Source organism: Roseateles sp. 22389, assembly GCF_052044995.1.
Taxonomy (GTDB): Bacteria; Pseudomonadota; Gammaproteobacteria; order Burkholderiales; family Burkholderiaceae_C; genus Roseateles.
On sequence record NZ_JBQEOF010000008.1, the window covers coordinates 101,149 to 127,305 of the forward strand.

Genomic DNA, 26,157 nt, shown 5'->3' on the forward strand with positions numbered 1-26,157 from the left:
GGGCGGGCCGTTCGGGGGGAGGGGGACTGCGGTGGGGACTGCGGGGGACTTCAGGGATTCTCGAAGGGACTGCGGGAATCAGGGGCGGCGGGTCGTCCGGCCGGATCAGTCGATGTAGCGCAGGCCGGCATTGGCCAGCGGCTCGCGCATCTTGTACAGGTCCAGTCCGAGCACGCCGGCGGCGAACTGGTCGCGCTTGGCGCCCTCGTTGGCCTCGCGGGCGGCGGCGGCGTCCAGCGTCTTGGACGCCATCGCGGCGGGGACGCAGACGATGCCGTCGTCGTCCGCGACGATCACGTCGCCGGGATGGACCAGCGCGCCGGCGCACACGACCGGGATGTTGACCGAGCCGGGCGTCGCCTTGATCGTGCCCTTGGCCGAGATGCACCGGCTCCAGACCGGGAAGCCCATCTCGTTGAGCGTGCGCACGTCGCGGACGCCGGCGTCGATGACCAGCGCGCGAGCGCCGCGCGCCTTGAAGGAGGTGGCGAGCAGGTCGCCGAAGTAGCCGTCGCTGCACTCGGCGGTGACGGCGGCGACGACGATGTCGCCCTCGCGGATCTGCTCGGCGGCGACGTGCAGCATCCAGTTGTCGCCGGGCTGCAGCAGCACGGTGACGGCGGTGCCCGACACCGACACGCCGGTCTGGATCGGCCGCATGTAGGGCTTGAGCAGGCCGACCCGGCCGAGGGCCTCATGGACCGTCGCGGCGCCGAAGTGGCCGAGCGCATCGGCGGCACCGCGGTCGGCGCGGGTGATGTTGCGGTAGCAGACACCGAGTTCGTACATGGCGGATTCCTGGTGGACGGTGGAAGGCGTGGCGCGGGTCAGGCGGCGGGTGTGGCCAGCCCGAGTCGACGGCGCAGCGCCTCGTGGCGGGCCGAGGCGAAGTCGTCGACGACGCGCTGCGCGGTGGCGGGTTCGCCGCTGGTGGCGGCGACGGCGGCGGTGAAGCGGGTGACGATCTCCAGGCCGGGTGGCATCGGGCCCAGCAGCGTCACGCCCGGATGGCCCAGCAGTTCGCTGAGCTGCTGGAAACCCAGGTCGACATCGCCCTGGGCGACCATCGTCGCCACGGGGACGCCCGCGGGCGACTGGCGCAGGCGCGCGGCCAGCGCGTCCTTCAGGCCCCAGTCCGCCAGCAGCGCCAGCAAGGCCTGCCCGCTGGGGCCGGTCGAGTAACCGATGGCGCGCGCGTCCAGCAGCGCCTGGCGCAGCGCGTCGGCGCTGTCGACGGCGGGCCGTGCCTGACCCTCGGGTGCGGCGACGTACATCGGCGAGTCCGCGATCGGCCGCAGGGAGCCGGCCCGCAGGCGGCCCGCGGCCGCCAGGCGGGCCATCGCGTCGGCGGCCAGGACGACGAGGTCGACCGCCTCGCCGGCCTCGACGCGACGGGCGGCATCGACGCCGCCGATCGATTCGAAGCGGATCTCCAGGCCGTGCGCGGCGGTGTAGGCGGCGGACAGCTCGGCCAGCAGCACGCGGGTGGCCATCGAGGAAATGCCGGCGAGGGGGGCGATCACGAGCGGGGTTCCGTTGGAGGTCGAGGTCGGAGGGGCGGGGGAGGGATTGCGGCGGATTCTGGTCCGGCCGGGCCAGACGATCCAGTTCTAGCTTCCACTAGCTGATATTCCGATCGGGCATGGACCGGATGGTCCGGCCATGCCGGATCGTGAGAGCATCGCCGCATGAACCTGACTCAGCTGGAAACCTTCGTCCATGTCGCCGAACACGGCAGCTTCAGCAAGGCCGCGATGGTGCTCGGCGTGGCGCAGCCGGCCCTGAGCCGGCAGGTGCGGGCGCTGGAGACGGAGTTGCACGAGACCCTGCTGCTGCGCAACGGGCGCGGCGTGGCGCTGACCGAGGCGGGGCGGCGGCTGCTGCAGCACGGGCAGGACATCCTCAACCTGGTGAGCCACGCGAAGGACGACCTGCGCTCGCGCCGCAGCGAGCCGGTGGGGCAGATCACGATCGCGATGCCGCCGACGCTGGCGCGCTTGCACACGCTGGCGCTGATCCGGGCGTTCCAGGCGGAGATGCCGCAGGCGCGGCTGACGATCATGGAGGGTTTCTCGGTGCACCTGACCGAGTGGCTGCTGACCGGGCGCACCGACCTGGCGCTGGTCTACAACCCCGAGCCGCTGCCGGCGCTGGAGATCCTGCCGCTGCGCCGCGAGCGGCTGTGCCTGGTGAGCCCGAAGGACCAGGCGCCGGCGCGGCCGCCGACGCTGTCGCAGCTGTCCCGCTATCCGCTGGTGATGCCGCAGCGGGGGCACATCTTCCGCGCGCTGATGGAGCAGGCGGCGGCGATGGCGGGCGTGCAGCTGGACGTGCGCTGGGAAGTGGCGAGCGTGCCGGCGATCCTGGACTGCGTCGCGGCGGGCATCGGCCACGCGGCGCTGGGCGAGGACGCGCTGCAGATCTACGAGCGGCCGGAGCGTCTGGTCACGACGCCGTTCGCGCGGGCGGACATCCAGAGCACGCTCTGCCTGGTCACGCCGACCAGCAAGCGCGCGACGCCGCTGATGCAGCGCACGGCGGCGGTGCTCATGCGCATGGTGGGGGACGGCGCGCGGTGAGTCGGAAAGGGCACGGCTTGGGCGGACAAGGAACGAGCGACGGCGCGGGCACAGCGGTTGCCACGCAAAGGCATCTGCCGGCGGCGCTCCCGGGCGCCGGCCGGGATCGATTCACAAGATGCCGGAGATCCGCATGATCAGCACCATCCTGCTTGTCGTCCTCATCCTGCTCCTGATCGGCGCGCTGCCCGCCTGGCCGCACAGCCGCGGATGGGGCTACTACCCCAGCGGCGGCCTGGGCCTGGTGGTGCTCATCCTGGTCATCCTGCTGCTGATGGGCTACATCTGACCGGTCGGTCAGCGGCCACCGGGGCGCTCACGCCCCGTCAGCGGGCCGGGCGCTCAGGCGCCCGTCCATGGCCTCAAGCGATCACGCGCCTAGCAGCGACTGGCCGCATACGCGCAGCACCTGGCCGGTCAGCGGATGCGCGGCGGGCGAGGCCAGGAAAGCGATCGCTTCGGCCACGTCCGCCGGCGTGCCGCCTTGCTTGAGCGCATTCAGGCGGCGCCCCGCTTCCCTCACCATCAGCGGCATGCGCCGTGTCATCGCGGTCTCGATGAATCCCGGCGCCACGGCGTTGATCGTGCCGCCGCGTTCGGCCAGATGCTCGGCGCGCGCCGCGACATAACCGATCAAGGCGGCCTTCGACGCGCTGTAGTTGGTCTGGCCGGCGTTGCCGGCGATGCCGCTGATCGACGACAGACAGACCTCGCGGATGCCCGGGTTCAGCAAGCCCGCTTCGTCCAGGCGCGCATCGATCGCCAGGATCGCCGCGAGGTTCACCGCCATCACGGCATCCCATTCCGCGGTCGACATCCGCGCCAGCGTGCGGTCACGCGTGATGCCGGCGTTGTGCACCAGCATGTCGACGCCACCGACCCGGCGCACGGCGTCGACCAATTCGTCGACGGTGCCCGCCGCGGTCAGATCCGCGGCCAGCAGCGGACCGTCGATCTCGCGCGCCAGGGCCTCCAGCGGCTGGCGCGCCGCCGGCACGTCGACACACAGCACCCGCAGCCCGTCACGCGCCAGCCGGCGCGCGGTGGCGGCGCCGATCCCACCCGCGGCGCCGGTCACCAGCGCCACCGGCTGCGGCCGGTCAGGCGCGGGCGCCGCCTCCTTGCGCCAGGCGAGCACCTGTCCGGACACGTAGGCCGAGCGGTCCGTCGCGAAGAAGCGCAGCGCGCCCGCCAGCGATTCGGCCGACGCCGCGCCTTCGCCCAGCACCAGCGCGTTCGCGGTCGCGCCGCGGCGACCGATCTCCTTGGCCAGCGCGCGGATGAAACCCGACACCGCCTGCAGGCAGGCGGCTTCGGCCGCACTGGCCGCGCCGGAGGAGCTCAGCGCGAGGACCCGGCCGCCGGGCGCCAGCCGCGAGACGCCGAACTGCGCCTGCATGAACAGCGCCTGCAGCGCGGCGACATCGCGGCAGCCGGTGGCGTCGATGACCAGCGCGCTCGCCGGCGCGTCGCCCGCCGCCGTGCCGCCTTGCGCGGCGATGGCCGCCAGCAGCGAGGGCATCGGCGCCGCGCTCCCCGGCGCGATCACGCGCAGGAGACGTCCCGCCAGTTCCTGGTCCTGCCAGGCATCGTGGCGCCGCAGGAGCGGCACCGGCTGCGGCAGGCCGAGCGCGCGTGCGACGCGGCGACCCAGGGGATGTTGGACGAAGGAGAGCAGGCGATCGGTCATCGGGGCGAGGCGGGCGGGGAACTCGTCGAGGCGGACGGCGTCGACGCACTCGCGCCGGTGGGGGTCGCCTCGGGCCGGCGCGCAGTGTAGGCGGGCGCGCGCCGGCCGCCGGTCAAGGTGAACCCGATGCGCGTCTCCCCGTCGCCGGACCGCGCGAACGGCGCGCCGCCATGCATGCGCGCGATCGCGTCGACGATGGACAGCCCCAGGCCCAGATGCTCCCCGGATGGCCCGGCGCCGACCGACTGCGACTCGCGCGAGGACTCCGCCCGATAGAAGCGGTCGAAGAGCCTCGGCAGGCGGGCCGCCGGAATCACCGGCCCGAGGTTGGCGACCCACAGCCGGCCGACACCGCCTCGAACCGGCTCGATGCCCACGCGCAGCGTGCTCCCCGGCGTCGCATAGCGGGTCGCGTTGTCGATCAGGTTGGACAGCGCGCGCTTGAGCAGCGCCGCATCGACCTCGGCCGCGCCGTCGCCCTCGATGCGCAGGGACAGTCCGGCTTCGTCGAGCGCGGCATCGTGATAGTCCGCCACCTCGCGCGCCAGCGCCGCCAGGCTGTCGACCGCTTGACGCCGCGCGCGCTGGCCGCCGTAAGCGCGGGACAGGAACAGCATGTCGCCCACGATGTCCTGCATGCGATGCAGTTCTTCGAGATGACCGCCCAGGCGATCCGCGACGGCCGGCGGCAAGCCGCCCTCGCGCAGGGTCAGCTCGGTGCCGGCGATCAGCGTCGCCAGCGGCGTGCGGAGTTCATGCGCGACGTTCGCGCTGAAGGCCTCGCGCTGCGCGCAGGAACGCCGCTGCCGCTCGAGCATCGCGGTCAACTGGTCCACGCGTTGCCGCAGGGCGCGCAGCAATCCGCCCGCGCTGCGCAACGATGACAAAACGGTCATCCGCATGTCCGCCTCGTGTCAGCGCGGGCTGCGTAGAGTCGATCCCAAGGCGTTTGAAAAGCGCGCCGACGCAGCGGGATCCGCTCCGTGGCAACGCGATGGATCACGCGTGCTGGACCACTTTCAACCGAAGGAGTTTCACCATGCATCACTTCAAGAAGCTGTCGATTCCCCTGGGCGCCGCGGCCTTGGCCGCCGCACTGGCCGTGCCCGCGTTCGCCCAGGTGGAGGAAGAGATCGTGTCCGGGCCCAAGTCCCGCGACCAGGTGATCGCGGAACTGGAGCAGGCCCGCGCGGACGGCACCCTGGCCCAGTTGCAGGGGGAGCACAGCTATGCGCCGGACTTCGATGAAGCCCGAGGCATGGACGTGCAGTATTCGAATCACCAGGCCGATGCCGATGTGACGGTGGGCATGTCGTCGGACACCAGCAGCGAAGTGCGTTTCTCCGCACCTGCTGCGGGCGGCAAGACACGTGCCCAGGTCATGGATGAGCTGGAACAGGCTCGCGCCGACGGGACGCTGGAGCGTCTGTGGAGCGAGCAGGGGTATGCGCCGGAGTTCGAGGCGGCGCGTTCGTCCACTCGCTGATCGCTCCCTCAGATCCCGCACCGGCCGTGACGATCCGCTCGTCGGGTCCGACCGGAACCGTGCTGGCCTGATGGACCGCAGGATGGACTTTGGATGACCCGACCCGTACCGAACGGTCATCCCACTTCGAGCAACGGGGTTCCCGCTTGGGAACCCCGCTTTCGTTTCCGCACCGGAAATTCTGAGGCGCTCAGAACCGCCTGACGTCGAGGATGGCTTGCGCGAACGCCTTCGGCGCTTCCTGCGGCAGGTTGTGGCCGATGCCACCGCGCAGGTCGCGGTGCTCGTAATGCCCGCTGAACTTGGGACGATAGGCGGCGGGCGACGGATGAGGCGCGCCATTGGCATCGCCCTCCAGCGTGATCGTCGGAATGCCGATCACCGGCGCCGCGCCGATGCGGGCCTCGATCGCATCGAAGCGCGGCTCGCCCTCGGCCAGCCCCAGGCGCCAGCGGTAGTTGTGCACGACGATGTCGACATGGTCCGGGTTGAAGAATGCGGCCGCGCTGCGCGCGAAGGTCGCGTCGTCGAAGCGCCACTGCGGCGAGGCCAGTTGCCAGATCAGCCGCGCGAAGGCCTCGCGGTGTTGCTGGTAGCCCAGGCGGCCGCGCTCGGTCGCGAAGTAGTACTGGTACCACCATTGCAGCTCGGCCGCCGGCGGCAGCGGCTGCTGGTTGACCTGTCGGCTGACCAGCAGGTAGCCGCTGACGGACACCAGCGCCTCGCAGCGCTCCGGCCATAACGCGGCCAGGATGCCCGCCGTGCGCGCGCCCCAGTCGCAGCCGGCGACCAGCGCCTTCGGAATGCGCAGCGCGTCCAGCAAGGCGATGGCGTCGCTGGCCAGCGCGCCCTGCTGGCCGTTGCGAGGCGTGCCGGCCGACAGGAAGCGCGTCGTGCCGTAACCCCGCGCGTAGGGAACGATCACGCGATGTCCGGCCGCGGCCAGCAGGGGCGCGACCGCCTCGTAGGTATGGACGTCATACGGCCAGCCATGCAGCAGCAGTACCGGCGGGCCGTCGGCGGGGCCCGCTTCGACGTAGCCCACCCGCAGGTCGCCGGCGTCGATCTCCTTCAGGACGCCGAAGGCCGGCGAAACGGTGAGCGGGGATCCGCTGGCGCCGGGCGTGTCACCCGCGGGCGCGGCGGTGGCGGCGCGGCTCAGGCCGGTCGGGAGGGCAACGGCGGTGGCCGCCGAAGCGGCGCTGATCAGGAAGCGGCGGCGGGGCAGGAAGGCCTCGGTCATGTCGGTCTCCAGGGTGTGGTGGCGAAGGCCCCAGTGGACCGGGCGGATGTATCGCCGGCTTGTCGAATTGCCGGCCGGGGTGCATGCCGGTGTCGCCCGGGCGCCAGCAGATACAGCGGCATACAAACGCGTCGTCCGCTGCGATTCCTGACATCGATCAATCCCGCCGCTGGCATGCGAGGCCCCGCGTTCCTAGCCTGCGCGGACCGGGCGCGCGGGGCGTCCGCGACCGGGGCGGGGCCCCAAGGAGGAGTCGATGAAGGACGTGTCGCTGGACGAGGTCGTCTACTTTCCCTCGCTGCGGACGCAGCCGGCGGAACTGCTGGGCCTGCGCGAGCTCGATCGGGCGCGCAAGCGCCGCATGCTGCCCTTGCTCACGCTGACGCCGACGCCGCGGATGCCCGCCCTGGTGGACTTCCGCCATGCCGCCCGGCAGGCGGAAGAGGTGATGCGCTCGCTGCCCTACCTGGTGGACCTCGGCCGTGCGCCGTCCGAGCATGCCGCGGCCTGGCGGCAGCTGGTCGATCCGGCGCAGGGGTTCCGGCTCTGGCGCGAGTTCGTCCAGGACCATCCGGGCGCGCTGCCCGTGGTCCAGGCGCCCGACGGTGCCAACCCACGTGCCGTCGCGCAGCAGGCGGTGGACATCGAGCGCGAGTTCGGGCTGGTCGTCTTCCGCCTGCGCGGCGCGGTGCCCTTGACGAGCGGCGTCGAGCTGGCGCTGGACCAGCTCGACGCGCCCGGGCGGGCGCTGGTCGTCCTGGACTTCGGGACCGAGCGGGACTGGCTGTTGGGCTGCGCGGGCAACGCGCGCGACCTGGTGCTGCGCTGGCGGGCCAGATGGCCCGAGTTGCGCGTCGTGGTGATGGGCAACAGCTTTCCCTCCGCGGCGCAGGCCGTGGGCCGCGCGCCGACCGGCGAGTTCCCGCGTTCGGGGCGCCTGGCCCTGCTCGAGCGGGAATTGCATCGACGGGTGGGCGCCTCGGCGCGGGTCGCTTATGGCGACCATGGGGCGGTCCACGTGCCGAGCGAGCCTGGCGCCGAGTGGCCGCCGGGCCTGGTGCGGATCGATTACTCGCACCAGGGCGAATGGCGCTTCGAGCGACGACTGCGATCGACCGTCGACGAGGCCAGCCTGGAGGCGGCGTCGGCGATCGTCTCGGGCGCGCCGGGCTTCGGGGAACGCGGCCTCTGGGGCGAGCACGCGATCCAGGAGGCCGCGAACGGCCGGGCCTTCGCGCGCGGCCGGGAGGAGTGGACCGCGGTGCGTGTCAACCTGCATCTGGCGACGCAGGTCGACGAGATGATCGAGGAAGCGGCCGCCTATACTCGCGCCCCATGCGCCGCTGGTTCGCCGTCTTCCTGCTGATCCTGGTGCCGCTCCAGCTGAGCTGGGCGGTGGCGGCGACCTATTGCGGGCATGAGGACGATCCCGCCGCCCGTCATGTCGGGCATCACGAGCATCGTCATGAGGGCGAGCATCGGTCTGGCTTCTCGCCGGAGGCCCCATCCGCCGACGCCGCCAAGGCCACCCATCTGCCGACGCCCTGCGTTGACGACGACTGCGGCTTCTGCCATCTGGGGCACACCCAGCCGGTGGCGAGCACGCCGCTGGAGCTGCCCGCCGTGAACGGGCCGATCGCTCGCGCCGCCGCGCCCGAGTCCTGGTCCTCGCGCGGCCCTGACCGCCGCGAACGCCCCAATTGGCGCACCGCCTGAGCGGCGGGCGCCTCGTCCTTCCCTGATCCTCGACCGCCTCGACCTGGCCGAGGCCTCAGGCGCTCGCCGATTCCCCGTTGATCCCTTTCCTGCCCGTCGCTCCACGCGGCGGCGGGCGCAACGCCGGAGTCTCCGATGCGCAAGTTCCTGGTGCCGCTGTGCAGCGCGGCACTGCTGTCCCTTCTTCCCCTGGCGAGCCGGGCCTCGTCCGGTCCGGTCACCGCCGGGCCCTCGTCCGATGCCGGATCTCCACCCCCAGCCGCCTCGCTGCGGCCCGACACGCTCCAGCCGCTCTCGCTGGGAGCGGCCATCGAGCGCGCCCTGGGCGCGCACCCGCGGCTGCGCGCGGCCGCCTTCGACGTCGAGGCCGCCGACGGCGCGGTGCGGCAAGCGGCTCTGCCGCCCAATCCCACGTTGAGCCTCGAGCAGGAGGACACCCGGCGCGAGACCCGCACGGTCACCGTCCTGCTGAGCCAGCCGCTGGAGATCGGCGGCCAGCGCGCCGCCCGGACCGAATGGGCCCGGCGCGGTCGCGACCTGGCGCAGGCGGAACTCGACACCGTGCGCGCCGAGCTGCGCGCCGAGGTGGTCCAGGCCTTCTTCGCTGCCTTGCTGGCGCAGGAGCGCCTGCAGAGCGCCGAGGAGTCGCTGCGCATCGCCGGCGACGGCGCCGGTGCGACCGCGCGCCGCGTGGCGGCCGGCAAGCTGTCGCCGATCGATGAGACCCGGGCCCGGGTCGCGGTGTCGACGGCGCGAATCGAATGGCGCCAGGCGCAGGCCGAGCAGCTCGCCTCGCGGCATGTGCTGGCGGCCGCCATCGGCGTGGAGGAATCCACGATCGGCGCGCTCGACGGTCGCGCGGACGCGCTGCCGTCGTTGCCGGATGCGGCCGAGGTCGGCCGGCGGCTGGCCGATGCGCCGGCTCTGCGCCGGGCTCGGCTGGACGTCGAGCAGGCCCAGGCCGCCTATGACCTGGCGCGCACCCAGCGGATCCCCGACCTGACGGTGAGCCTGGGCGCGAAGCGCTCGCAGGAGATCGGCCGCAGCCAGGCCGTCATCGGCGTGTCGCTGCCGCTGCCGCTGTTCGATCGCAACCAGGGCGCGCAGCGCGAGGCCCTCAAGCGCCGGCAGGCGGCCGAGCAGCGCGCCGAGGCGGAATCGCAGCGCCTGCGAGCCGAGGTGCTGGCCGCCGCCGACGAACTGCGGGCCCGGGCCGACGAGGTCGAGGCGCTGCGCCGCGAGGTGCTGCCCGGCGCGCGCGAGGCCTACACCGCCGCGAGCCGCGGCTTCGAGCTCGGCAAGTTCGGCTTCCTGGACGTGCTCGACGCGCAGCGCACTTGGCTGCAGGCGCGGACGCAGCTCCTGGACGCGCTGGCCAAGGCCTACCGCGCCCAGGCCGAACTCGACCGGCGCCTCGGCGCCCCCGCCCAGCAACCGTGAGAACGACGATGAATTTCAACAAGCAAGACGACAAGACCGCCTCGGGCCACGCGCTGCCGAAGCGGCAACGGATCGCGATCGCGGTGCTGCTGGCCATCGGCCTGGGCGGCGGCGCCGCGATCCTGGCCTCGGGGCCTGCTTCCTCGCCCAAGGGCCACGGCGAGCACGCCGAGGACGGACACGATGACCACGGGCATGACGAGGCGCCGGGTGCGCGGCCGGCTGCGGCGAAGGATGAGCACGGGCATGCGGGCTCGGCCGCAGCGCCCGAGACCGTCGCCATGAGCGAGGCGCAGGTCCAGGCCGCCGCGATCGCGCTCGAGGCCGCCGGACCGGCGACCCTGCGCGCGACCACCCGCCTGCCGGGCGAGATCGGCTTCAACGAGGACCGCACCGCGCATGTGGTGCCGCGCGTGGCCGGGGTCGTCGAGGCGGTGCCGGCGGCGCTCGGCCAGGCGGTGCGCAAGGGCGAGCTGCTGGCGGTCATCGCCAGCGCGCAGGTGTCGGACCAGCGCAGCGAGTGGCTCGCCGCGCAGAAGCGGCTGCAGCTGGCGCGCACGACCTTCGAGCGCGAACGCCAGCTGTGGGAGGAGAAGATCTCGCCCCGCCAGGACGTCGACGTGGCCGAGCAGGCGCTGCGCGAGGCGGAGATCGCGGTCGCCAACGCGCGCCAGAAGCTGCAGGCCGTGGGCGCGTCGCCGACCGGCGGCGCGCTCAACCGCTTCGAATTGCGCGCGCCTTTCGATGGCGTCGTCGTCGAGAAGCATCTCGCGCTGGGCGAGCAGGTCAAGGAGGACGCCAGCGCCTTCGTGCTGTCGGACCTGCGCACCGTCTGGGCGCGGATCGACGTGCCCGCCGCCGACCTGGCCAAGGTGCGTGTGGGCGCGCGCGCCGTGGTGCGCGCCACCGCCTTCGAGCAGTCGGCGCCGGGCTCGGTCACCTACGTCGGCGCGCTGATCGGCGGGCAGACCCGCACGGCCCAGGCCCGGATCGCCTTGTCGAACCCGGACGGCGCCTGGCGACCCGGCCTGTTCGTCGACGTGGACCTGGTGACCGGCGAGACGTCGGCGCCGGTCACCGTGCCGGCGGAGGCGGTGCAGGTCGTCGAGGACCGGCCGGTCGTCTTCGTGCGGGTGCCCGAGGGCTTCGCCGCGCAGCCGGTGAAGACCGGTCGAGCCGACGGGCAACGCATCGAGGTCCTCGAGGGCCTGAAGCCCGGCACGCGGGTCGCGACGCGCAATGCCTTCGTCATCAAGTCCGAGGCCGGCAAGGGCTCGGCGACCCATTCGCACTGACGGAGGCAGCATGTTCGAACGCATCATCCGATTCGCCATCGAGCACCGCTGGCTGGTGCTGCTGGCCGTGCTGGGCATGGCGGCGCTGGGGGTCTTCAGCTACCAGAAGCTGCCGATCGACGCCGTGCCTGACATCACCAACGTCCAGGTGCAGATCAACACCGGCGCGCCGGGCTATTCGCCGCTGGAGACCGAGCAGCGCGTGACCTTCCCGGTGGAGACCGCGATGGCGGGGCTGCCGGGGCTGAAGCAGACCCGCTCGCTGTCCCGCTACGGGCTGTCGCAGGTCACGGTGATCTTCCGCGACGGCACCGACATCCATTTCGCGCGGCAGCTGGTCAACGAGCGGCTGCAGGCCGCGCGCGAGCAGCTGCCCGACGGCCTGACGCCGGCGATGGGGCCGGTGTCCACGGGCCTGGGCGAGATCTACCAGTGGACCCTCGAGGCCGAGGAGGGCGCGCGCAAGGCCGACGGCACGCCCTACACGCCGACCGACCTGCGCGAACTGCAGGACTGGGTCGTCAAGCCGCAGCTGCGCACGGTGCCGGGCGTGACCGAGGTCAACACGATCGGCGGCTTCGCGAAGGAGTTCGAGATCGCGCCCGATCCCGGCCGGCTGTCCTCGCACGGGCTGACGCTGGCGGACGTGGTCGCGGCGCTGGAGCGCAACAACGCCAATGTCGGCGCGGGCTACATCGAGCGGCGCGGCGAGCAGTACCTGATCCGCGCCCCCGGCCAGCTGCGCGGCCTGGCCGACATCGGCCAGGTCGTGCTGCGCAGCGACGGCGGCGTGCCGGTGCGGGTGCGCGACGTGGCGCAGGTGGGCATCGGCAAGGAACTGCGTGGCGGCGCCGCGACCGACAACGGCCGCGAGGTGGTGCTGGGCACCGTGTTCATGCTGAGCGGCGAGAACAGCCGCAGCGTCGCGCAGGCGGTGGACCGCAAGATGAAGGCGGTCGCCACCACGCTGCCCAAGGGCGTGCAAGTGGTCACCGTCTACGACCGCACGGTGCTGGTGGACAAGGCCATCGCCACGGTGAGGAAGAACCTGGTCGAAGGCGCGGTGCTGGTGATCGCGGTGCTGTTCCTGTTCCTGGGCAACCTGCGCGCGGCGGTGCTGACGGCGATGGTCATCCCGCTGTCGATGCTGTTCACCTTCAGCGGCATGGTCAGCCAGAAGGTCAGCGCCAACCTGATGAGCCTGGGCGCCCTGGACTTCGGGATCATCGTGGACGGGGCGGTCGTGATCGTCGAGAACTGCGTGCGGCGGCTGGCGCATGCGCAGGCGCGACTGGGCCGGCCGCTGACGCGTGGCGAGCGCTTCCATGAAGTCTTCGCCGCGGCGCAGGAGGCGCGCCGGCCGCTGCTGTTCGGGCAGCTGATCATCATGGTGGTTTACCTGCCGATCTTCGCGCTCACCGGCGTGGAGGGCCGCATGTTCCATCCGATGGCGGTGACGGTGGTGCTGGCGCTGCTGGGCGCGATGATCCTGTCGATCACCTTCGTGCCGGCCGCGGTGGCGCTGTTCATCGGCGACAAGGTCCAGGAGAAGGAGAGCCGCCTGATGGCCTGGGCGCATCGCGCCTACGAGCCGCTGCTGGGCCGCGCGATGGCGGCGCGGCCGGTGGTCATCACCGGCGCGGTCGTGGCCGTGGTGCTGTCCGCGCTGCTGGCGACGCGGCTGGGCAGCGAGTTCGTGCCCAGCCTGGACGAGGGCGACTTCGCGGTGCAGGCGCTTCGGCTACCGGGTACCAGCCTGACGCAATCGGTGGCGATGCAGCGGCAGCTGGAGGCGCGGCTCAAGCAGAAGTTCCCGGAGATCGAGCGGGTGTTCTCGCGCACCGGCACGGCCGAGATCGCGGCGGACCCGATGCCGCCCAACATCTCCGATGCCTACGTGATGCTCAAGCCGCGCGACCAGTGGCCCGAGCCCCGGCGCACGCGCGAGGCGCTGATCGAAGCGGTGCAGGCGGAACTGGCCACGCTGCCGGGGCAGAACTACGAGTTCTCGCAACCGATCCAGCTGCGTTTCAACGAGCTGATCTCGGGCGTGCGCTCGGACGTGGCGGTGAAGGTCTTCGGCGACGACATGGCGCAGCTGGACGCGGCAGCGGCGCGCATCGCCGCGGTGCTGGGCGGGATCGAGGGCGCGACGCAGGTCAACGTCGAGCAGACGACCGGCCTGCCGATGCTCACGGTGGACATCGACCGCGAGCAGGTTGCACGGCACGGCCTGAACCTGCTGGACGTGCAGGAGCTGGTGGCCACGGCCACCGGCGGCGCGACCGCGGGGACGCTGTTCGAGGGCGACCGGCGCTTCCCGGTCGTGGTGCGCCTGCCCGAGGCGCTGCGCACCGACCTGTCGGCGATCGAGCGGCTGCCGGTGCCGCTGCCCAAGGGCGCGGACGGCGCGGTGCGTTTCCTGCCGCTGTCGGCGCTGGCGACGCTGTCGCTGGCGCCGGGGCCGAACCAGGTCAGCCGCGAGGACGGCAAGCGCCGGGTGGTGGTCAGCGCCAATGTGCGCGGCCGCGACCTCGGTTCCTTCGTCGCGCAGGCGCAGCGGGCGGTGAGCGAGCAGGTGATGCTGCCGTCCGGCTACTGGCTCGGCTGGGGCGGGCAGTTCGAGAACCTGCAGTCCGCCAGCGAGCGCCTGCGCGTGGTGGTGCCGGTGGCGCTGGGGCTGGTCTTCGCCCTGCTGTTCGCGATGTTCGGCAACGCGCGGGATGGGTTGCTGGTGTTCTCGGGCATTCCCTTCGCGCTGACCGGGGGCGTGCTGGCGCTGTGGTTGCGGGGGATCCCGCTGTCGATCTCGGCGGCGGTGGGCTTCATCGCGCTCAGCGGCGTGGCGGTGCTCAACGGGCTGGTGATGATCGCCTTCATCCGGCAGTTGCGGGAACAGGGCCGACCGCTGGACGTGGCCATCCACGAGGGCGCGCTGACGCGCCTGCGGCCGGTGCTGATGACGGCACTGGTGGCCTCGCTGGGCTTCGTGCCGATGGCGCTGGCCACGGGCACCGGGGCGGAGGTGCAGCGACCGCTGGCGACGGTGGTGATCGGCGGCATCCTGTCGTCGACGGCGCTGACCCTGCTGGTGCTGCCGGTGCTGTACCGGTGGGCCTACCGGCGCGATGAGCCGGTGTTGATGCAGGCGTCTGCGCTGCCTGATCAGGGTCCGACGCGGGACCCGGTGGCGTCCTGAGGCGGGCGCTCCGACCCGGGTGATCCGCGCAACCCGGACGTCGGGAGACGACCCGCGTGGCGGCGCGCTGCCCCGCATCGGAGGCAGTGCGCTGCCTTGTCGAAGTCGGCGTGAGGCGATCTCGACACATGAGGGCCATGGAACTCCGCGGGCCGTCTTCCTAGAGTGGGCAGCTCACTTAGCAAGGAGAGGGCCATGCCCATTTCGACGATGTCCGCGAACGGACGCCTGACGGTCCCCCGGGAGATTCGTCAGGCGGTGAATGCCAAGCCGGGAACCGAGTTCCTCTGGGTCCTGATGAGGGACGGGACCATCCAGGTGGTTGCCAGGACGGTGACGTTCGAAGAGCTCGCCGGCATGCTGAAGCCCGCACCCGGCATCAGCGTGTCCGTGGAAGACATGAACCCGTTCCGATGATGTGTGCGGTCGACACGAACATTCTGATCCGGTTGATGCTGGCCGGCGCTGAACTCATGCGCTGAGGCCGCCAGGAGACTCAGGTGCCGATGACCCGCATGGAGATGAACGGCCGGATCCTCGTCCCGAAGGAGATCCGCAAGGCGACGGGCGCGAAGCTGGACACGCGGTTCTTCTGGGAGCTGCAGGAAGACGGGAGCGTGCGCGTGACCGTCAAAGCCGCTCCCGCAACTGTGGTCGTGGAGCCGTGGCCCAGGCGCGATGAGTCGTCCCACGACGAAAGAGACGACAACGCGCCCGCCGCGCTGTGATCTGTGGGGTCATCGACGACCGCACCGTGGTGCGGTCGTTCGTTTGACGAGCCCCGGCTCAGGCAGCGCCGAAGCGATGCAGCGTCACGCTGCGATAGACCTCGCCGGGTCGCAGGATCGTGGACGGCCAGTCGGGGCTCGCCGGTCGGTTTGGCGAGTCCGGATGGTGTTGCGTCTCCAGGCAGAGGCCATCTCCCTGCCGATAGAAGGCGCCCTCGCTGCCGAGCAGGCTGCCGTCCAGGAAGTTGCCGGAGTAGAACTGCATCGCCGGCTCGGTGGTCAGGACCTCCATGCTTCGGCCCGAGACGGGATCGCGCAGCCGTGCCGCCAGGTGCAGTCGACCATCGAAAGGCGCGTCCAGCACCCAGTTGTGGTCATAGCCCTTGCCGCGCTGCAACTGCGGATGCGCCTGGCGCAGCCGCGACTCGATCACCCGTGGCTCGCGGAAGTCGAAGGGTGTTCCGGCCACCGTCGCGATCGCGGTCGGAATCAGCGCTTCGTCCACCTCGCAATAGCGGCTGCCGAAGATCTGCAGTTCATGGCCCAGCACCGACCCGCGACCCGCCAGGTTGAAGTAGTCGTGATGCGTCAGGTTGACCACCGTCGGCGCATCGGTCGTGGCTTCGTACTCGATGGCCCAGCCCATCTCGTCATCGAGCCGGTACCGCACCACCGCCCGCAGCCGGCCCGGGAAGCCCTGGTCGCCCGCCGGGCTGTCGAGTTCCAGCCGCAGGCAGCTGTCGCTTTCGGCCTCCGCCCGCCACAGCAGGTGGCCGAATCCGCGTGGGCCGCCGTGCAGGCAGTTGCCGCCGTCGTTGGCCACCAGCGTGTGGCGTTCACCGTCCAGCCGGAAGGTGGCGCCCGCGATGCGGTTGCCATACCGGCCGACGATCACGCCGAAATGCGGATTGCGCAGCACGTAGTCCTCGAGCGTAGGCAGGCCCAGCACGACGTTGGCCGATTCGCCCCGCGCATCCGGCACCTCCAGCCGCGTGACGATGCCCCCATGGGTGATCGCCGACAGCCGCAGGCCGCGTCCGTTGTCCATCGTGAATTCATGCACCGGCCGGCCGTCGGGCAGGTGGCCGTAGACCCGTTGTTGAATCGCTGTCATCGTGTGTTGAACCGGTGAGGAACCTGGCCGCGATGGCCGTGTGGATCGAGCTCGAACAGCGCGCCGGCCAGCGGCTCATGTTCGCATTGCCGGCGCGCAGTCGTGACGAAGAGCCGGTCCAGCGCCGGCCCGCCGAAGACCGGACAGGTCGGCTGCGAGGCCGGCACGGACAGGCGCAGTGTCTCGCGGCCTTGCGCGTCGAAACGGATCACCACGCCATCGCCCCAGATGGCCGACCACAGGCCGCCGTCGGCATCGACCGCCGCGCCGTCCGGCTCGCCGCCGTCCATCGGCAACTGCGCGAAGACGCGGCGCTCCCCGAGCCGCCCGTCGGCGTGGTAATCCATCGCCCAGATCGTGCGGGTGGGGGAGTCCGTGTAGTACAGCGTGCCGCCGTCGGGGCTGAAGTTCAGCGAGTTGCCGACGATCCCCGGCGGCAGCGGCAAGCGCTCGATGGCCAGGCCGCGGCCGATGCCGACGCCCGCCATGGCCGCGCGGTAATAACCGCCCACCGCCGCGCCGTGCGGGTTGAACATGCCGAACACGAAACGCCCCTGCGGATCGCAGCGGCCGTCGTTGATGCGGGTGCGCGGCTCATCGGCCTCGACCGGCGTCAGCGGTCCGACCTCGCCGGTGGCCAGGTCGAACATCGCCACGCCCGAGGCCAGCCCCAGCAGCAGCTGCCCCGGCTGGTCGCACAGCGCGAAGCTGCCCAGTGGCTCCGGCATGGGCCATTCGGTGATCTCGCCGGCCAGCGCCGGCCCGCCCGTCTCGCGGGTGGCCGAGGCCTCGGCCCGCCAGCGGAAGAGCCGCTGGTTGTCGATGTCGGTCCAGTACAGCGCCTGCTCGCGCTCGCACCACAGCGCGCATTCGCCGAGCCGGTCCCGCCCGTCCACATGCACGCGGGCCGCTTCCGCCGCTCCGGCGGCGCCGCGCGGGGCGGCTGCCGGCGATGCCAGCCCGGCGCTCATGCCCAGCCCCCGTCGACGATGTAGTCCTGCGCGCTGCACATCGCGCTGTCGTCCGCCGCCAGGAACAGCGCCATGGCCGCGACATGGTCCGGCATCAGCGGCTGCTTCAGGCACTGGTTGGCGTCGATCTCCTTCTTGGTCTCGTCGTTGACCCAGAGCTTGAGCTGCTTCTCGGTCATCACCCAGCCCGGCACCAGCGTGTTGACGCGGATGTTGAAGGGCCCGAGGTCGCGCGCCAGCGAGCGCGTCAGCCCCTGCACGCCGGCCTTGGAGGTCGTGTACGCCGCCATGCCGCCCTGCATCAGCATCCAGCTGAAGGAACCGAAGTTGATGATCGAGCCGCCGCCCAGCGCCTTCATGTCCGGCGCCACCGCCTGCGCGGCGAAGAACTGGTGCTTGATGTTGACGGCCATCGCCTGGTCCCAGAACTCGGGCGTGACGTCCTCCAGCGGATGGCGCTTGTCGTTGGCGGCGTTGTTCAGCAGCACCTTGAACGGGCCGCCGAGCTGCTCGCGCAGCGTCGCGATCGCGGCGCGCAACTGCGCGATGTCGGTCAGGTCGGCCGCGACGAAGGCGCAACCCGGCAGCCGCGCCGCGAGCTCGCGCCCGGCGTCCGCGGCGATGTCGATGAATCCCACCCGCGCGCCCTGGGCGGCGAAGCGCTCGACCAGCGTCGCGCCGATGCCGGTCGCGCCACCGGTGATGAGCACGCGCTGCTCGCGCAGGCTGGGATAGAGGGCGCTGGTCATGGTGTCTCCGTCGTTGTCGGACGCGAGTGTCGCGCCCTTGTGGGTGTGTCGTGGTGCTGATTCTATAAGTCTGACTATTTGAGAAGTGAAGAAGCCATGAATGAGGGTTTGCACCGATACGTGAATCAATAAAGTAATACTTTAATTCGATCCAACAAGAATCACCGATCCTCTGGAGACAAGATGAGCCTGAGCTTCCCCCGGCCCTACAAGGGCGTGTTCCCGGTCGTGCCCACGACCTTCAACGCCCAGGGCGGCCTCGATCTGGAAAGCCAGAAGCGCTGCATCGACTTCATGATCGATGCCGGCTCCACCGGCCTGTGCATCCTGGCGAATTTCTCCGAGCAGTTCGTGCTCGGCGACGACGAACGCGCGGTGCTGACGCGCACGATCCTGGAGCATGTCGCCGGTCGCGTGCCGGTCATCGTGACCACCACCCACTACAGCACGCAGATCTGCGCCGAGCGCAGCCGCCTGGCGCAGGACCTGGGCGCGGCGATGGTGATGGTGATGCCGCCGTACCACGGCGCGACGCTGCGGGTGGGCGAGGCCGGCATCTTCGAGTTCTACGCGCGCCTGTCCGATGCGATCGACATTCCCGTCATGATCCAGGACGCGCCGATGTCGGGCACGCCGCTGCCGGCGCCGTTCCTGGCCCGCATGGCCAAGGAGATCGAGCAGGTCCGCTACTTCAAGATCGAGACCGCCGGCGCCGCCAGCAAGCTGCGCGAGCTGATCGCGCTGGGCGGCGAGGCGATCGAGGGTCCCTGGGACGGCGAGGAGGCGATCACGCTGTTGGCCGACCTGGATGCCGGCGCCACCGGCGCGATGACCGGCGGTGCCTATCCGGACGGCATCCGTCGCATCGTCGACGCCTACGCCGCCGGTGACCGCGAGACCGCCGTGGCCGAATACGGCCGCTGGCTGCCGCTGATCAACTACGAGAACCGCCAGGGCGGCATCCTGACCGCCAAGGCGCTGATGAAGGAGGGCGGCGTGATCGCGTGCGACGCACCGCGCCATCCGTTCCCGACGATGAACCCGCAGGTGCGGGCCGGCCTGCTCGACGCGGCAAGGCGGCTCGATCCGCTGGTGCTGCGCTGGGGCCGCTGAGTCCGCCTTCTTCTCCCTCACTTTCAGACCCGCCGTGACGCCGTGAGCGACGCGGGTCAGCAAGGACCGTCATGAGCGCCATTCCTGAATTCAAGAACTACATCGCCGGCGAATGGGTCGCCGGCGTGGACCAGCGGCCCAACATCAATCCGTCCGACACCAGCGACGTGATCGGGCTGTACGCGCAGGCCGACGCCGCGCAGACCGAGGCCGCCATCGCCGCGGCGCAGGCCGCGTTCCCCGCATGGGCGGCGAGCACGCCGCAGCAGCGCTTCGACGTGCTGGACGCGGTCGGCAACGAGCTGCTGGCGCGCCGCGAGGAGATCGGCCGGCTGCTGTCGCGCGAGGAAGGCAAGACGCTGCCCGAGGGCATGGGCGAGACGCACCGCGCCGCGATGATCTTCAAGTTCTTCGCCGCCGAGGCGCTGCGCTGCGGCGGCGAGACGGTGGCCTCGGTGCGTCCCGGCGTGTCGGTGGACGTGTTGCGCCAGCCGGTGGGCGTCGTCGGCCTGATCGCGCCGTGGAACTTCCCGATCGCGATCCCCGCCTGGAAGATCGCGCCGGCGCTGGCCTACGGCAACACGGTGGTCTTCAAGCCGGCGGAGCTGGTGCCGGGCTGCGGCTGGACGCTGGCGGACATCCTGTCGCGCACCGCGCTGCCCAAGGGTGTCTTCAACCTGGTGATGGGCGCGGGCTCGCAGGTCGGGCAGACGCTGGTCGACTCGCCGCGCGTCAAGGCCATCAGCTTCACCGGCTCGGTGGGCACCGGCCGCCGCATCATCGCCGCCTGCGCCGCGCGCCAGGCCAAGGTGCAGGCCGAGATGGGCGGCAAGAATCCGCTGGTCGTGCTCGACGACGCCGACCTGGACGTGGCCGTGAACTCGGCCGTGCAGAGCGCCTTCTTCTCGACCGGCCAGCGCTGCACCGCGTCGAGCCGCATCCTCGTCACCGAGGGCATCCACGACCGCTTCGTCGAGGCCGTCGTCGCCAAGCTGGGCACGCTGAAGATCGACCACGCGCTCAAGGCCGGCACCGACATCGGCCCGGTGGTCGACCAGCGCCAGCTCGAGCAGAACCTGCGCTACGTCGACATCGCGCAGCGGGAGGGCGGAACGCTCGCCTTCGGCGGCGATGTGGTCGAGCGCGAGACGAAGGGCTTCTACCAGCGCCCGGCGCTGATCACCGGCACGACCAACGCGATGACGATCAGCCGCGAGGAGGTCTTCGGCCCGGTGGCCAACGTCGTGCGGGTGCGCGACTACGACGAGGCGCTGGCGCTGGCCAACGACACCGAGTTCGGCCTGTCCGCCGGCATCTGCACCCGGTCGCTGAAGCATGCGAGCCACTTCAAGCTGCATGCGCAGGCCGGGATGGTGATGGTCAACCTGCCGACCGCCGGCGTCGATTACCACGTGCCTTTCGGCGGCACGAAGGGCTCGAGCTACGGGCCGCGCGAGCAGGGCACCCATGCCCGCGAGTTCTACACGACCGTGAAGACCGCCTACACCTTCGCCGGCTGACCATGCAAGGCGCGCAGCCCCGTCATCGTCCGCATCGACCTGCGCGTCGGGTCTCGCTCGCACGGGCGGCCAGCGTTGCGCTGACGGCCTGGCTCGCAGCGGCATTGATGGCGGGTTGCGCGCCCATCGCGCCGTCCGTCGCGTCGTCGGGTGGCGACCGGCAAGCGGCGGAGCTCGCCCCCGGCGCGCATGACCCGACGCTGATCGAGCGCGACGGCGTGCTGCACGTCTTCACCACGGGCAACGGCATCCAGCACCTGCGCTCGGAGGACGGCCGCGGCTGGTCGCGCCTGGCGCCGGCGCTCCAGCAGGCGCCGGCCTGGTGGGCCGAGGCGGTGCCCGCGCATCGCGGGCTGGACGTCTGGGCGCCCAAGGTCTTCGCGCTGCACGGGCGCTACTGGCTGCTGTATTCGATCTCGACCTTCGGCAAGAACCGCTCGGCGATCGGGCTGACGAGCAGCGCGTCGCTGGACGGGCCGTGGCGCGACGAGGGCCTGGTCGTGAAGAGCGTCGAGGGCGACGACTTCAACGCGATCGATCCCGACCTGTTCATCGATGACCGCGCGGCGGGTGGCGACGGCCGGCTGTGGCTGAGCTACGGCTCCTTCTGGGGCGGCCTCCGCGTGGTCGAGTTCGACCCCGCCACGATGCGGCCGACCGGGCCGACGCGCTTCATCGCGCGCGGCCACGGCAAGGACGGCGTGGGCAGCGGCGACGCGATCGAGGCGCCGACCATCGTGCGGCATGGCGAGTGGATCTACCTGTTCGCCTCGCACGACTTCTGCTGCCGCGGCACGGCCAGTACCTACAACATCCGCGTCGGCCGAGCGCGGTCGGCGACGGGCCCTTTCCTCGACCGCGACGGCCGGGCGATGCTGGACGGCGGCGGCACGGTGGTGGAGCAGGGCGCCGGGCGCTGGATCGGTCCGGGCCACCAGGACGTGGCCGGCCGCTGGATCGTGCGTCACGCCTATGACGCCGAGGACGGCGGCAAACCCAAGCTGCGCATCGACGCGCTGCGCTGGACCGAGGACGGCTGGCCCCAGCTGTAGGCGAATTTCATGCGGCCGGAGAAGATCGACACGATCCTCGGCCTTCCCATCAGGATTCAGGAGACATTCCGTTGGCAGCCCTCAAGCTGGAGCAGATCGGCAAGCGCTATGGCGCGGTGCAGGTCATCCCCGACCTGTCGCTCGACGTGGCGCCGGGCGAGTTCATCGTGTTCCTCGGCCCGTCGGGCTGCGGCAAGACCAGCCTGCTGCGCATGATCGCCGGGCTGGAGGAAGTGACCGCCGGACGCATCCTGATCGGCGGGCAGGACGTCACCCATGCGGCGCCGGGCCTGCGGCAGCTGGCCATGGTGTTCCAGCACTACGCGCTGTATCCGCACATGACGGTGCGCGACAACCTGGCCTTCGGCCTGCGCAACATCAAGCTGACCGAGGCCGAGATCGACCGCCGCATCCAGGAAGCGGCGCGGATGCTGGAGCTCGACGCGCTGCTGGCGCGCAAGCCGGGGCAGCTGTCCGGCGGCCAGCGGCAGCGCGTGGCGATCGGCCGCGCGGTGGTGAAGGAGCCGGCGATCTTCCTCTTCGACGAGCCGCTGTCCAACCTGGATGCGGCGCTGCGCGGCCGCACGCGGCTGGAGTTGGCGCAGCTGCACCGGCGCCTGGGCGCGACCATGGTCTTCGTCACCCATGACCAGATCGAGGCGATGACGCTGGCCACCCGCATCGTGGTGATGAATGCGGGCCGCATCGAGCAGGTCGCGCCGCCGGCGGAGCTTTACCGCCGGCCGGCGACGCGCTTCGTGGCTGGATTCATCGGCACGCCGGGGATGAACTTCATCCCGGTGCGGCGGCTGGCGGACCGGCAGGGACGGGCGGTGGTCGAGCTGCCGGGGGGCCAGGAGATCGGGACGCAGGTCGAGGCGGCGGTGCCGGGCAGCGAGCTCACGCTCGGCATCCGTCCCGAGCACCTCGTCACCGCGGCGCGCGGGCCGCTGCCGGCGCAGGTGGAGATGGTCGAGTTCCTGGGTGAGCGGACCCTGGCGCATGTGCGGTTGGTCGACGGCACCCGCGCGATCGCCACGGTCGCGGGCGTGTCGCCGACGGCCGGGGAGACGGTGCAGCTGGACCTCGCGATGGACGAGGCGCATCTCTTCGACAAGCAGGGACTGGCGCACCACGCGTCGGCGCAGGGAGCGGTGGCATGAGTCCAGAGGTCCCGAGCGGTGCGGGGACGCGCGCGGCGGTGGGCCTTCGCGCCTCGCGCCCGGCGCATGCGCTGTTCGTGCTGCCCTTCGTCGCGGTCTACGCGCTGCTGCTGCTCTGGCCCTTGGCCAAAGGCTGGTTCATCAGCTTCCACGACCACGACCTGCTGTCCAACGACAGCTTCTTCATCGGCTGGCAGAACTACCGCGAGCTGCTTGCCGACGACGTCTTCCACCAGGTCGTCTGGAACACGATCCGCTTCGTGCTGCTGAGCGTGCCGGTCTTCGTCGGCCTGTCGCTGATGCTGGCGCTGGCGCTGAACCGGCCGGGCAAGCTGGCCGCCTTCCTGCGCGCCGTCTTCTTCTGCGCCAGCGTCTTCTCCGTCACGCTGATCACGCTGGTCTGGCAACTCGCGCTGATGCCCGAGCGCGGCCTGATCGCGCAGGGCAGCGCCGCCCTCGGCCTGCCGCAGCTGCCCTGGCTCACCAGCGACCTGCTGGCCCTGCCCACGCTCGCGCTGGTGACGGTGTGGTGGATCATCGGCCTGCCGATGATGCTCTTCCTCTCGGCGCTGCAGCAGATCCCGTCCGACGTCTACGAGGCCGCCGCGCTGGACAACGCCAGCCGCTGGCGCACCTTGACGCATGTCACCTTGCCGGCGCTCAAGCGCACGGTCGCGCTGGTGGCCGTCATCGAGGTGATCCGCCAGTTCCAGGTCTTCCCGCAGATCATGCTCATGACCAACGGCGGTCCCAACAACACCACCCGGCCGATCGTGCAGTTCATCTACGAGCAGGCCTTCATGCAGCTCTCGCTGGGCTACGCCACGGCGGCGTCGCAGGTCCTGCTGGCGGTGATGCTGGTCGGCGTCAGCGTGCAGATGTGGCTGGAGCGGCGCGAAGCCGCGCAAGGAGCGCGTCGATGACCCCGATGTTGCGCAAGGGCTGGTTCGACCGCGCGGTGATGGCCGCGCTGGTGCTGCTGGCCGCGTTGTGGATGCTGCCGTTGCTGTGGGTGCTGGCGCTCTCGTTCAAGCCCAACGAGTTGCTGATGGTCCGCACCGACGTCTTCCTGGCGCCGCCCTACACCCTGGCCAACTACGCCGACATCCTGCAGACCTCGGCGGTGTTCCGCTGGCTGGGTAACAGCGCGCTGGTGGCGGCGCTGCAGACGCTGGGCGTGCTGGTGCTGTCCTCGCTGGCGGGTTACGGCTTCGCGCGCTGCGAGTTCCCGGGCCGGCGCTGGCTGTTCCCGCTGGTGCTCTTCGGCCTGGCCGTGCCCTCGCAGAGCGTCTTCATCCCGCTGCACCGGCTGTTCTCCGACTGGGGCCTGCAGAACACCTACGCCGGGCTGGCGCTGCCGGGACTGGCCGCGCCGTTCGGAGTCTTCCTGATGACGCAGTACTTCAAGGCCGTCCCGATCGACCTGGAGGAGGCGGCGATGCTGGACAACGCCTCGCGCTTCAAGACCTTCTTCAAGGTGGTGCTGCCGCTGACGCTGCCGGCGCAGGCGACGCTGGGCATCTTCACCTTCCTGGCCTGCTGGAACGATTACCTCTGGCCGCTGGTCATCGCGACCAAGCCGGAGATGTACACCTTGACGCGGGGCCTGGCTTCCACGCAGACCAACTTCGCCCAGTCGGAGGGATTGGGCTTCCTCATGGCGCAGGCGGTCTTCGCCGGCGCCCCGGTGCTGATGATTTATCTCTTCTTCCAGAAGCATCTGGTGACCGCCGTCGCGGGAACGGGGCGGTCGTGATGAAGCGCTCCCTGTTCATGGTCATGCTGGCCGGCGCGGCGGTGCTGGCCGGTTGCGGCGACAACCACGCCGAACCCGCGCCCAAGACCGAGATCACGCTGATGCGTTTCTTCGGCAGCTGCGACGCAAAGTTCGGCGCGGTGAACGACGCGAGCCAGGGCGTGGGCGAATGCGGCATCGTGACCGCGATGGTCAACGAGTTCAACGCCACCAACACCGACGGCATCCGCGTGAAGACGCAGACGGCCGAGTGGGCGCCGTACTACGACCAACTGACCGCGCGTCTGGTGGCCAAGGACATCCCGACGGTGGCGGTGATGCACGAATCGGCGCTCGGTGACTACGTTCGCCGCCGCCTGATCGAGCCGCTGGATGCGTCGCTGCCGGCACTGGGCATCGACGTGAACGACTTCACCGACCATGCCCGCCGCGGCGTGACGCTGAACGGCCAGATCTACGCGCTCCCCTTCGATACCTGGGCCTGGCTGTGGCACATCAACACCACGCTGATGGGGCAGGCCGGCCTGATGGGTGCGGATGGCAAGCCGCGCCTGCCGCATTCGCCGGACGAGCTGCTCGCGATGGCGCGCCAATTCAAGCAGCGGACCGGCAAGCCGCTGTTCGCCTGGGCCATCGTGAAGGAGACGGCGGCGACCAACCGCACCTTCCAGACGCTGATCGCGCAGCAGGACACGAAGCTGTTCAGCGACGACGGCCGGCGCATCGACATGCACCAGCCGCAGGTGGTCAATGCCCTGTCGCTGATGCAGCGGCTCTATGCCGAGGGGCATGTGAAGCCCAACCTCGACTACGGCGCGGCCAACCAGGCCTTCCTCAACGGCGAGGCCGGTGTCGTGGTGGTCGGCACCTGGACGATCGACCAGTTCCTGCGCGAGGCCCGCAAGCCCGAGTCGCCGCTCAAGGGCGGCTACACCGTCGTGCCGTTCCCGCAGCTGTACCAGCGGCCGGCGGTCTTCGCCGACGGTCACAGCTGGGCGCTCTTCAAGGGCGGCGCCGCCACGCCGGAGCAACATGCGGCGGCGCTGAAGCTGCTCCAGTTCATCTGGCAACGCAGCGCCGAATGGGCGCGCACCGGCCATCTGCCGGTGCGGCGCTCGGTGGCGCAGAGCGCGGCCTTCCGCGCGCTGCCGTTCCGCGAGAACCTGGCCGAGATCACCCGCACCGGCGCGTCCATGCCCAGCAGCGTGCCGACGCAGCGGGCGGTCGAGCTGCTGATCGGCGAGGACGTGAGCAACCTGCTGGTATCCGGCAAGCCCATCGCCGAGGTGCAGGACGACGTCGAGAAGCAGGTCAACAAGGCCTTGAAGAAGGTGAGGCGCTGA

The 26,157-nt window shown here is 71.0% G+C and carries 25 protein-coding genes; 17 read left to right on the plus strand and 8 right to left on the minus strand.

The features are described 5' to 3' along the window. Positions 1–105 precede the first annotated feature (105 nt). On the minus strand, positions 106–789 hold the full coding sequence (gene ligK / locus ACTJKJ_RS13265; protein WP_440820732.1) for a 4-carboxy-4-hydroxy-2-oxoadipate aldolase/oxaloacetate decarboxylase: 684 nt from the start codon (positions 787–789) through the stop codon (positions 106–108). A gap of 38 nt (positions 790–827) precedes the next feature. Then, positions 828–1,523: a substrate-binding domain-containing protein gene (locus tag ACTJKJ_RS13270; protein ID WP_440820733.1), complete on the minus strand. Its 696-nt coding sequence runs from the start codon at positions 1,521–1,523 to the stop codon at positions 828–830. A 165-nt stretch (positions 1,524–1,688) separates the two neighbouring features. On the opposite strand from ACTJKJ_RS13270, the gene ACTJKJ_RS13275 reads away from it, so the two are divergent. Continuing rightward, on the plus strand, positions 1,689–2,579 hold the full coding sequence (locus ACTJKJ_RS13275) for a LysR family transcriptional regulator (protein ID WP_183491755.1): 891 nt from the start codon (positions 1,689–1,691) through the stop codon (positions 2,577–2,579). Positions 2,580–2,712: 133 nt separating this feature from the next. After that, positions 2,713–2,868, plus strand: coding sequence for a DUF3309 family protein (locus ACTJKJ_RS13280; RefSeq protein ID WP_091725332.1), 156 nt, complete (start codon positions 2,713–2,715; stop codon positions 2,866–2,868). A gap of 81 nt (positions 2,869–2,949) precedes the next feature. Here the strand turns inward: ACTJKJ_RS13280 and ACTJKJ_RS13285 are convergent, their stop codons facing one another. Beyond that, positions 2,950–4,269, minus strand: a complete 1,320-nt coding sequence (locus tag ACTJKJ_RS13285; protein ID WP_440820734.1) for a 3-oxoacyl-ACP reductase — start codon at positions 4,267–4,269, stop codon at positions 2,950–2,952. Further along, positions 4,266–5,171 carry an ATP-binding protein gene (locus ACTJKJ_RS13290; RefSeq protein WP_440820735.1) on the minus strand — a complete coding sequence of 302 codons (906 nt, stop codon included), beginning with the start codon at positions 5,169–5,171 and terminating at the stop codon, positions 4,266–4,268. The genes ACTJKJ_RS13285 and ACTJKJ_RS13290 overlap by 4 nt, the downstream gene beginning before the upstream one ends. A 137-nt stretch (positions 5,172–5,308) precedes the next feature. Here ACTJKJ_RS13290 and ACTJKJ_RS13295 point away from each other — a divergent pair, with 137 nt between their 5' ends. Beyond that, entirely contained in the window at positions 5,309–5,755 is a 447-nt protein-coding gene (locus ACTJKJ_RS13295; RefSeq protein ID WP_175538280.1) for a DUF4148 domain-containing protein, read from the plus strand. A 190-nt stretch (positions 5,756–5,945) separates the two neighbouring features. Here the strand turns inward: ACTJKJ_RS13295 and ACTJKJ_RS13300 are convergent, their stop codons facing one another. After that, entirely contained in the window at positions 5,946–6,998 is a 1,053-nt protein-coding gene (locus ACTJKJ_RS13300) for an alpha/beta fold hydrolase (RefSeq protein WP_440820736.1), read from the minus strand. A gap of 256 nt (positions 6,999–7,254) precedes the next feature. Here ACTJKJ_RS13300 and ACTJKJ_RS13305 point away from each other — a divergent pair, with 256 nt between their 5' ends. From ACTJKJ_RS13305 to ACTJKJ_RS13335, 7 genes are all read left to right on the plus strand, one after another. Continuing rightward, positions 7,255–8,364: a beta family protein gene (locus ACTJKJ_RS13305; protein ID WP_440820737.1), complete on the plus strand. Its 1,110-nt coding sequence runs from the start codon at positions 7,255–7,257 to the stop codon at positions 8,362–8,364. Beyond that, the gene (locus ACTJKJ_RS13310) at positions 8,334–8,714 is read left to right on the plus strand and encodes a cobalt-zinc-cadmium resistance protein (RefSeq protein ID WP_440820738.1); all 381 of its coding nucleotides are present in this window, start codon (positions 8,334–8,336) and stop codon (positions 8,712–8,714) included. The genes ACTJKJ_RS13305 and ACTJKJ_RS13310 overlap by 31 nt, the downstream gene beginning before the upstream one ends. 135 nt (positions 8,715–8,849) lie before the next feature. Beyond that, a complete protein-coding gene (locus ACTJKJ_RS13315; protein ID WP_440820739.1) occupies positions 8,850–10,154 on the plus strand; it encodes a TolC family protein in 1,305 nt (434 codons plus the stop codon). An 8-nt stretch (positions 10,155–10,162) separates the two neighbouring features. Beyond that, positions 10,163–11,449, plus strand: a complete 1,287-nt coding sequence (locus ACTJKJ_RS13320; RefSeq protein WP_297382161.1) for an efflux RND transporter periplasmic adaptor subunit — start codon at positions 10,163–10,165, stop codon at positions 11,447–11,449. 10 nt (positions 11,450–11,459) lie between these two features. Beyond that, on the plus strand, positions 11,460–14,648 hold the full coding sequence (locus ACTJKJ_RS13325; RefSeq protein ID WP_440820740.1) for an efflux RND transporter permease subunit: 3,189 nt from the start codon (positions 11,460–11,462) through the stop codon (positions 14,646–14,648). 195 nt (positions 14,649–14,843) lie between these two features. Then, positions 14,844–15,065, plus strand: a complete 222-nt coding sequence (locus ACTJKJ_RS13330) for an AbrB/MazE/SpoVT family DNA-binding domain-containing protein (protein WP_091724734.1) — start codon at positions 14,844–14,846, stop codon at positions 15,063–15,065. Between the two features lie 83 nt (positions 15,066–15,148). Further along, positions 15,149–15,376, plus strand: a complete 228-nt coding sequence (locus tag ACTJKJ_RS13335; protein WP_297382166.1) for a hypothetical protein — start codon at positions 15,149–15,151, stop codon at positions 15,374–15,376. Positions 15,377–15,434: 58 nt separating this feature from the next. On the opposite strand, the gene ACTJKJ_RS13340 is transcribed toward ACTJKJ_RS13335, so the two are convergent. Genes ACTJKJ_RS13340 through ACTJKJ_RS13350 form a run of 3 tightly spaced genes read right to left on the minus strand, consistent with a single transcriptional unit; the run spans position 15,435 to position 18,210 of the window. Further along, positions 15,435–16,490, minus strand: a complete 1,056-nt coding sequence (locus ACTJKJ_RS13340; RefSeq protein ID WP_440820741.1) for an aldose epimerase family protein — start codon at positions 16,488–16,490, stop codon at positions 15,435–15,437. Beyond that, positions 16,487–17,461 carry an SMP-30/gluconolactonase/LRE family protein gene (locus ACTJKJ_RS13345; protein ID WP_440820742.1) on the minus strand — a complete coding sequence of 325 codons (975 nt, stop codon included), beginning with the start codon at positions 17,459–17,461 and terminating at the stop codon, positions 16,487–16,489. Before ACTJKJ_RS13345 ends, ACTJKJ_RS13340 begins: the two co-directional genes overlap by 4 nt. After that, the gene (locus ACTJKJ_RS13350) at positions 17,458–18,210 is read right to left on the minus strand and encodes an SDR family NAD(P)-dependent oxidoreductase (RefSeq protein ID WP_297382172.1); all 753 of its coding nucleotides are present in this window, start codon (positions 18,208–18,210) and stop codon (positions 17,458–17,460) included. The genes ACTJKJ_RS13345 and ACTJKJ_RS13350 overlap by 4 nt, the downstream gene beginning before the upstream one ends. A gap of 183 nt (positions 18,211–18,393) precedes the next feature. On the opposite strand from ACTJKJ_RS13350, the gene ACTJKJ_RS13355 reads away from it, so the two are divergent. From ACTJKJ_RS13355 to ACTJKJ_RS13385, 7 genes are all read left to right on the plus strand, one after another. Continuing rightward, positions 18,394–19,323 (plus strand): dihydrodipicolinate synthase family protein, encoded by a 930-nt coding sequence (locus ACTJKJ_RS13355; RefSeq protein ID WP_091724729.1) that lies wholly within the window; start codon positions 18,394–18,396, stop codon positions 19,321–19,323. 71 nt (positions 19,324–19,394) lie between these two features. Continuing rightward, a complete protein-coding gene (locus ACTJKJ_RS13360; RefSeq protein ID WP_183479730.1) occupies positions 19,395–20,843 on the plus strand; it encodes an aldehyde dehydrogenase family protein in 1,449 nt (482 codons plus the stop codon). A gap of 107 nt (positions 20,844–20,950) precedes the next feature. After that, positions 20,951–21,895, plus strand: coding sequence for an arabinan endo-1,5-alpha-L-arabinosidase (locus tag ACTJKJ_RS13365; protein WP_440820743.1), 945 nt, complete (start codon positions 20,951–20,953; stop codon positions 21,893–21,895). Between the two features lie 71 nt (positions 21,896–21,966). Continuing rightward, on the plus strand, positions 21,967–23,058 hold the full coding sequence (locus tag ACTJKJ_RS13370; protein WP_440820744.1) for an ABC transporter ATP-binding protein: 1,092 nt from the start codon (positions 21,967–21,969) through the stop codon (positions 23,056–23,058). Continuing rightward, on the plus strand, positions 23,055–23,981 hold the full coding sequence (locus ACTJKJ_RS13375) for a carbohydrate ABC transporter permease (RefSeq protein ID WP_183491739.1): 927 nt from the start codon (positions 23,055–23,057) through the stop codon (positions 23,979–23,981). The genes ACTJKJ_RS13370 and ACTJKJ_RS13375 overlap by 4 nt, the downstream gene beginning before the upstream one ends. Continuing rightward, positions 23,978–24,814: a carbohydrate ABC transporter permease gene (locus ACTJKJ_RS13380; protein ID WP_091724724.1), complete on the plus strand. Its 837-nt coding sequence runs from the start codon at positions 23,978–23,980 to the stop codon at positions 24,812–24,814. The genes ACTJKJ_RS13375 and ACTJKJ_RS13380 overlap by 4 nt, the downstream gene beginning before the upstream one ends. Further along, positions 24,814–26,157: an extracellular solute-binding protein gene (locus ACTJKJ_RS13385; protein WP_147240503.1), complete on the plus strand. Its 1,344-nt coding sequence runs from the start codon at positions 24,814–24,816 to the stop codon at positions 26,155–26,157. Before ACTJKJ_RS13380 ends, ACTJKJ_RS13385 begins: the two co-directional genes overlap by 1 nt.

Coding starts and splice junctions, on each gene's coding strand:
- ACTJKJ_RS13385 (WP_147240503.1), top strand. CDS start 24,814: ATGAAGCGCTCCCTGTTCATGGTCATGCTGGCCGGCGCGGCGGTGCTG.
- ACTJKJ_RS13300 (WP_440820736.1), bottom strand. CDS start 6,998: ATGACCGAGGCCTTCCTGCCCCGCCGCCGCTTCCTGATCAGCGCCGCT.
- ACTJKJ_RS13350 (WP_297382172.1), bottom strand. CDS start 18,210: ATGACCAGCGCCCTCTATCCCAGCCTGCGCGAGCAGCGCGTGCTCATC.
- ACTJKJ_RS13280 (WP_091725332.1), top strand. CDS start 2,713: ATGATCAGCACCATCCTGCTTGTCGTCCTCATCCTGCTCCTGATCGGC.
- ACTJKJ_RS13320 (WP_297382161.1), top strand. CDS start 10,163: ATGAATTTCAACAAGCAAGACGACAAGACCGCCTCGGGCCACGCGCTG.
- ACTJKJ_RS13275 (WP_183491755.1), top strand. CDS start 1,689: ATGAACCTGACTCAGCTGGAAACCTTCGTCCATGTCGCCGAACACGGC.
- ACTJKJ_RS13285 (WP_440820734.1), bottom strand. CDS start 4,269: ATGACCGATCGCCTGCTCTCCTTCGTCCAACATCCCCTGGGTCGCCGC.
- ACTJKJ_RS13355 (WP_091724729.1), top strand. CDS start 18,394: ATGAGCCTGAGCTTCCCCCGGCCCTACAAGGGCGTGTTCCCGGTCGTG.
- ACTJKJ_RS13325 (WP_440820740.1), top strand. CDS start 11,460: ATGTTCGAACGCATCATCCGATTCGCCATCGAGCACCGCTGGCTGGTG.
- ACTJKJ_RS13365 (WP_440820743.1), top strand. CDS start 20,951: ATGGCGGGTTGCGCGCCCATCGCGCCGTCCGTCGCGTCGTCGGGTGGC.
- ACTJKJ_RS13380 (WP_091724724.1), top strand. CDS start 23,978: ATGACCCCGATGTTGCGCAAGGGCTGGTTCGACCGCGCGGTGATGGCC.
- ACTJKJ_RS13330 (WP_091724734.1), top strand. CDS start 14,844: ATGCCCATTTCGACGATGTCCGCGAACGGACGCCTGACGGTCCCCCGG.
- ACTJKJ_RS13305 (WP_440820737.1), top strand. CDS start 7,255: ATGAAGGACGTGTCGCTGGACGAGGTCGTCTACTTTCCCTCGCTGCGG.
- ACTJKJ_RS13375 (WP_183491739.1), top strand. CDS start 23,055: ATGAGTCCAGAGGTCCCGAGCGGTGCGGGGACGCGCGCGGCGGTGGGC.
- ACTJKJ_RS13295 (WP_175538280.1), top strand. CDS start 5,309: ATGCATCACTTCAAGAAGCTGTCGATTCCCCTGGGCGCCGCGGCCTTG.
- ACTJKJ_RS13290 (WP_440820735.1), bottom strand. CDS start 5,171: ATGCGGATGACCGTTTTGTCATCGTTGCGCAGCGCGGGCGGATTGCTG.
- ACTJKJ_RS13345 (WP_440820742.1), bottom strand. CDS start 17,461: ATGAGCGCCGGGCTGGCATCGCCGGCAGCCGCCCCGCGCGGCGCCGCC.
- ACTJKJ_RS13315 (WP_440820739.1), top strand. CDS start 8,850: ATGCGCAAGTTCCTGGTGCCGCTGTGCAGCGCGGCACTGCTGTCCCTT.
- ACTJKJ_RS13310 (WP_440820738.1), top strand. CDS start 8,334: ATGCGCCGCTGGTTCGCCGTCTTCCTGCTGATCCTGGTGCCGCTCCAG.
- ligK (WP_440820732.1), bottom strand. CDS start 789: ATGTACGAACTCGGTGTCTGCTACCGCAACATCACCCGCGCCGACCGC.
- ACTJKJ_RS13360 (WP_183479730.1), top strand. CDS start 19,395: ATGAGCGCCATTCCTGAATTCAAGAACTACATCGCCGGCGAATGGGTC.
- ACTJKJ_RS13340 (WP_440820741.1), bottom strand. CDS start 16,490: ATGACAGCGATTCAACAACGGGTCTACGGCCACCTGCCCGACGGCCGG.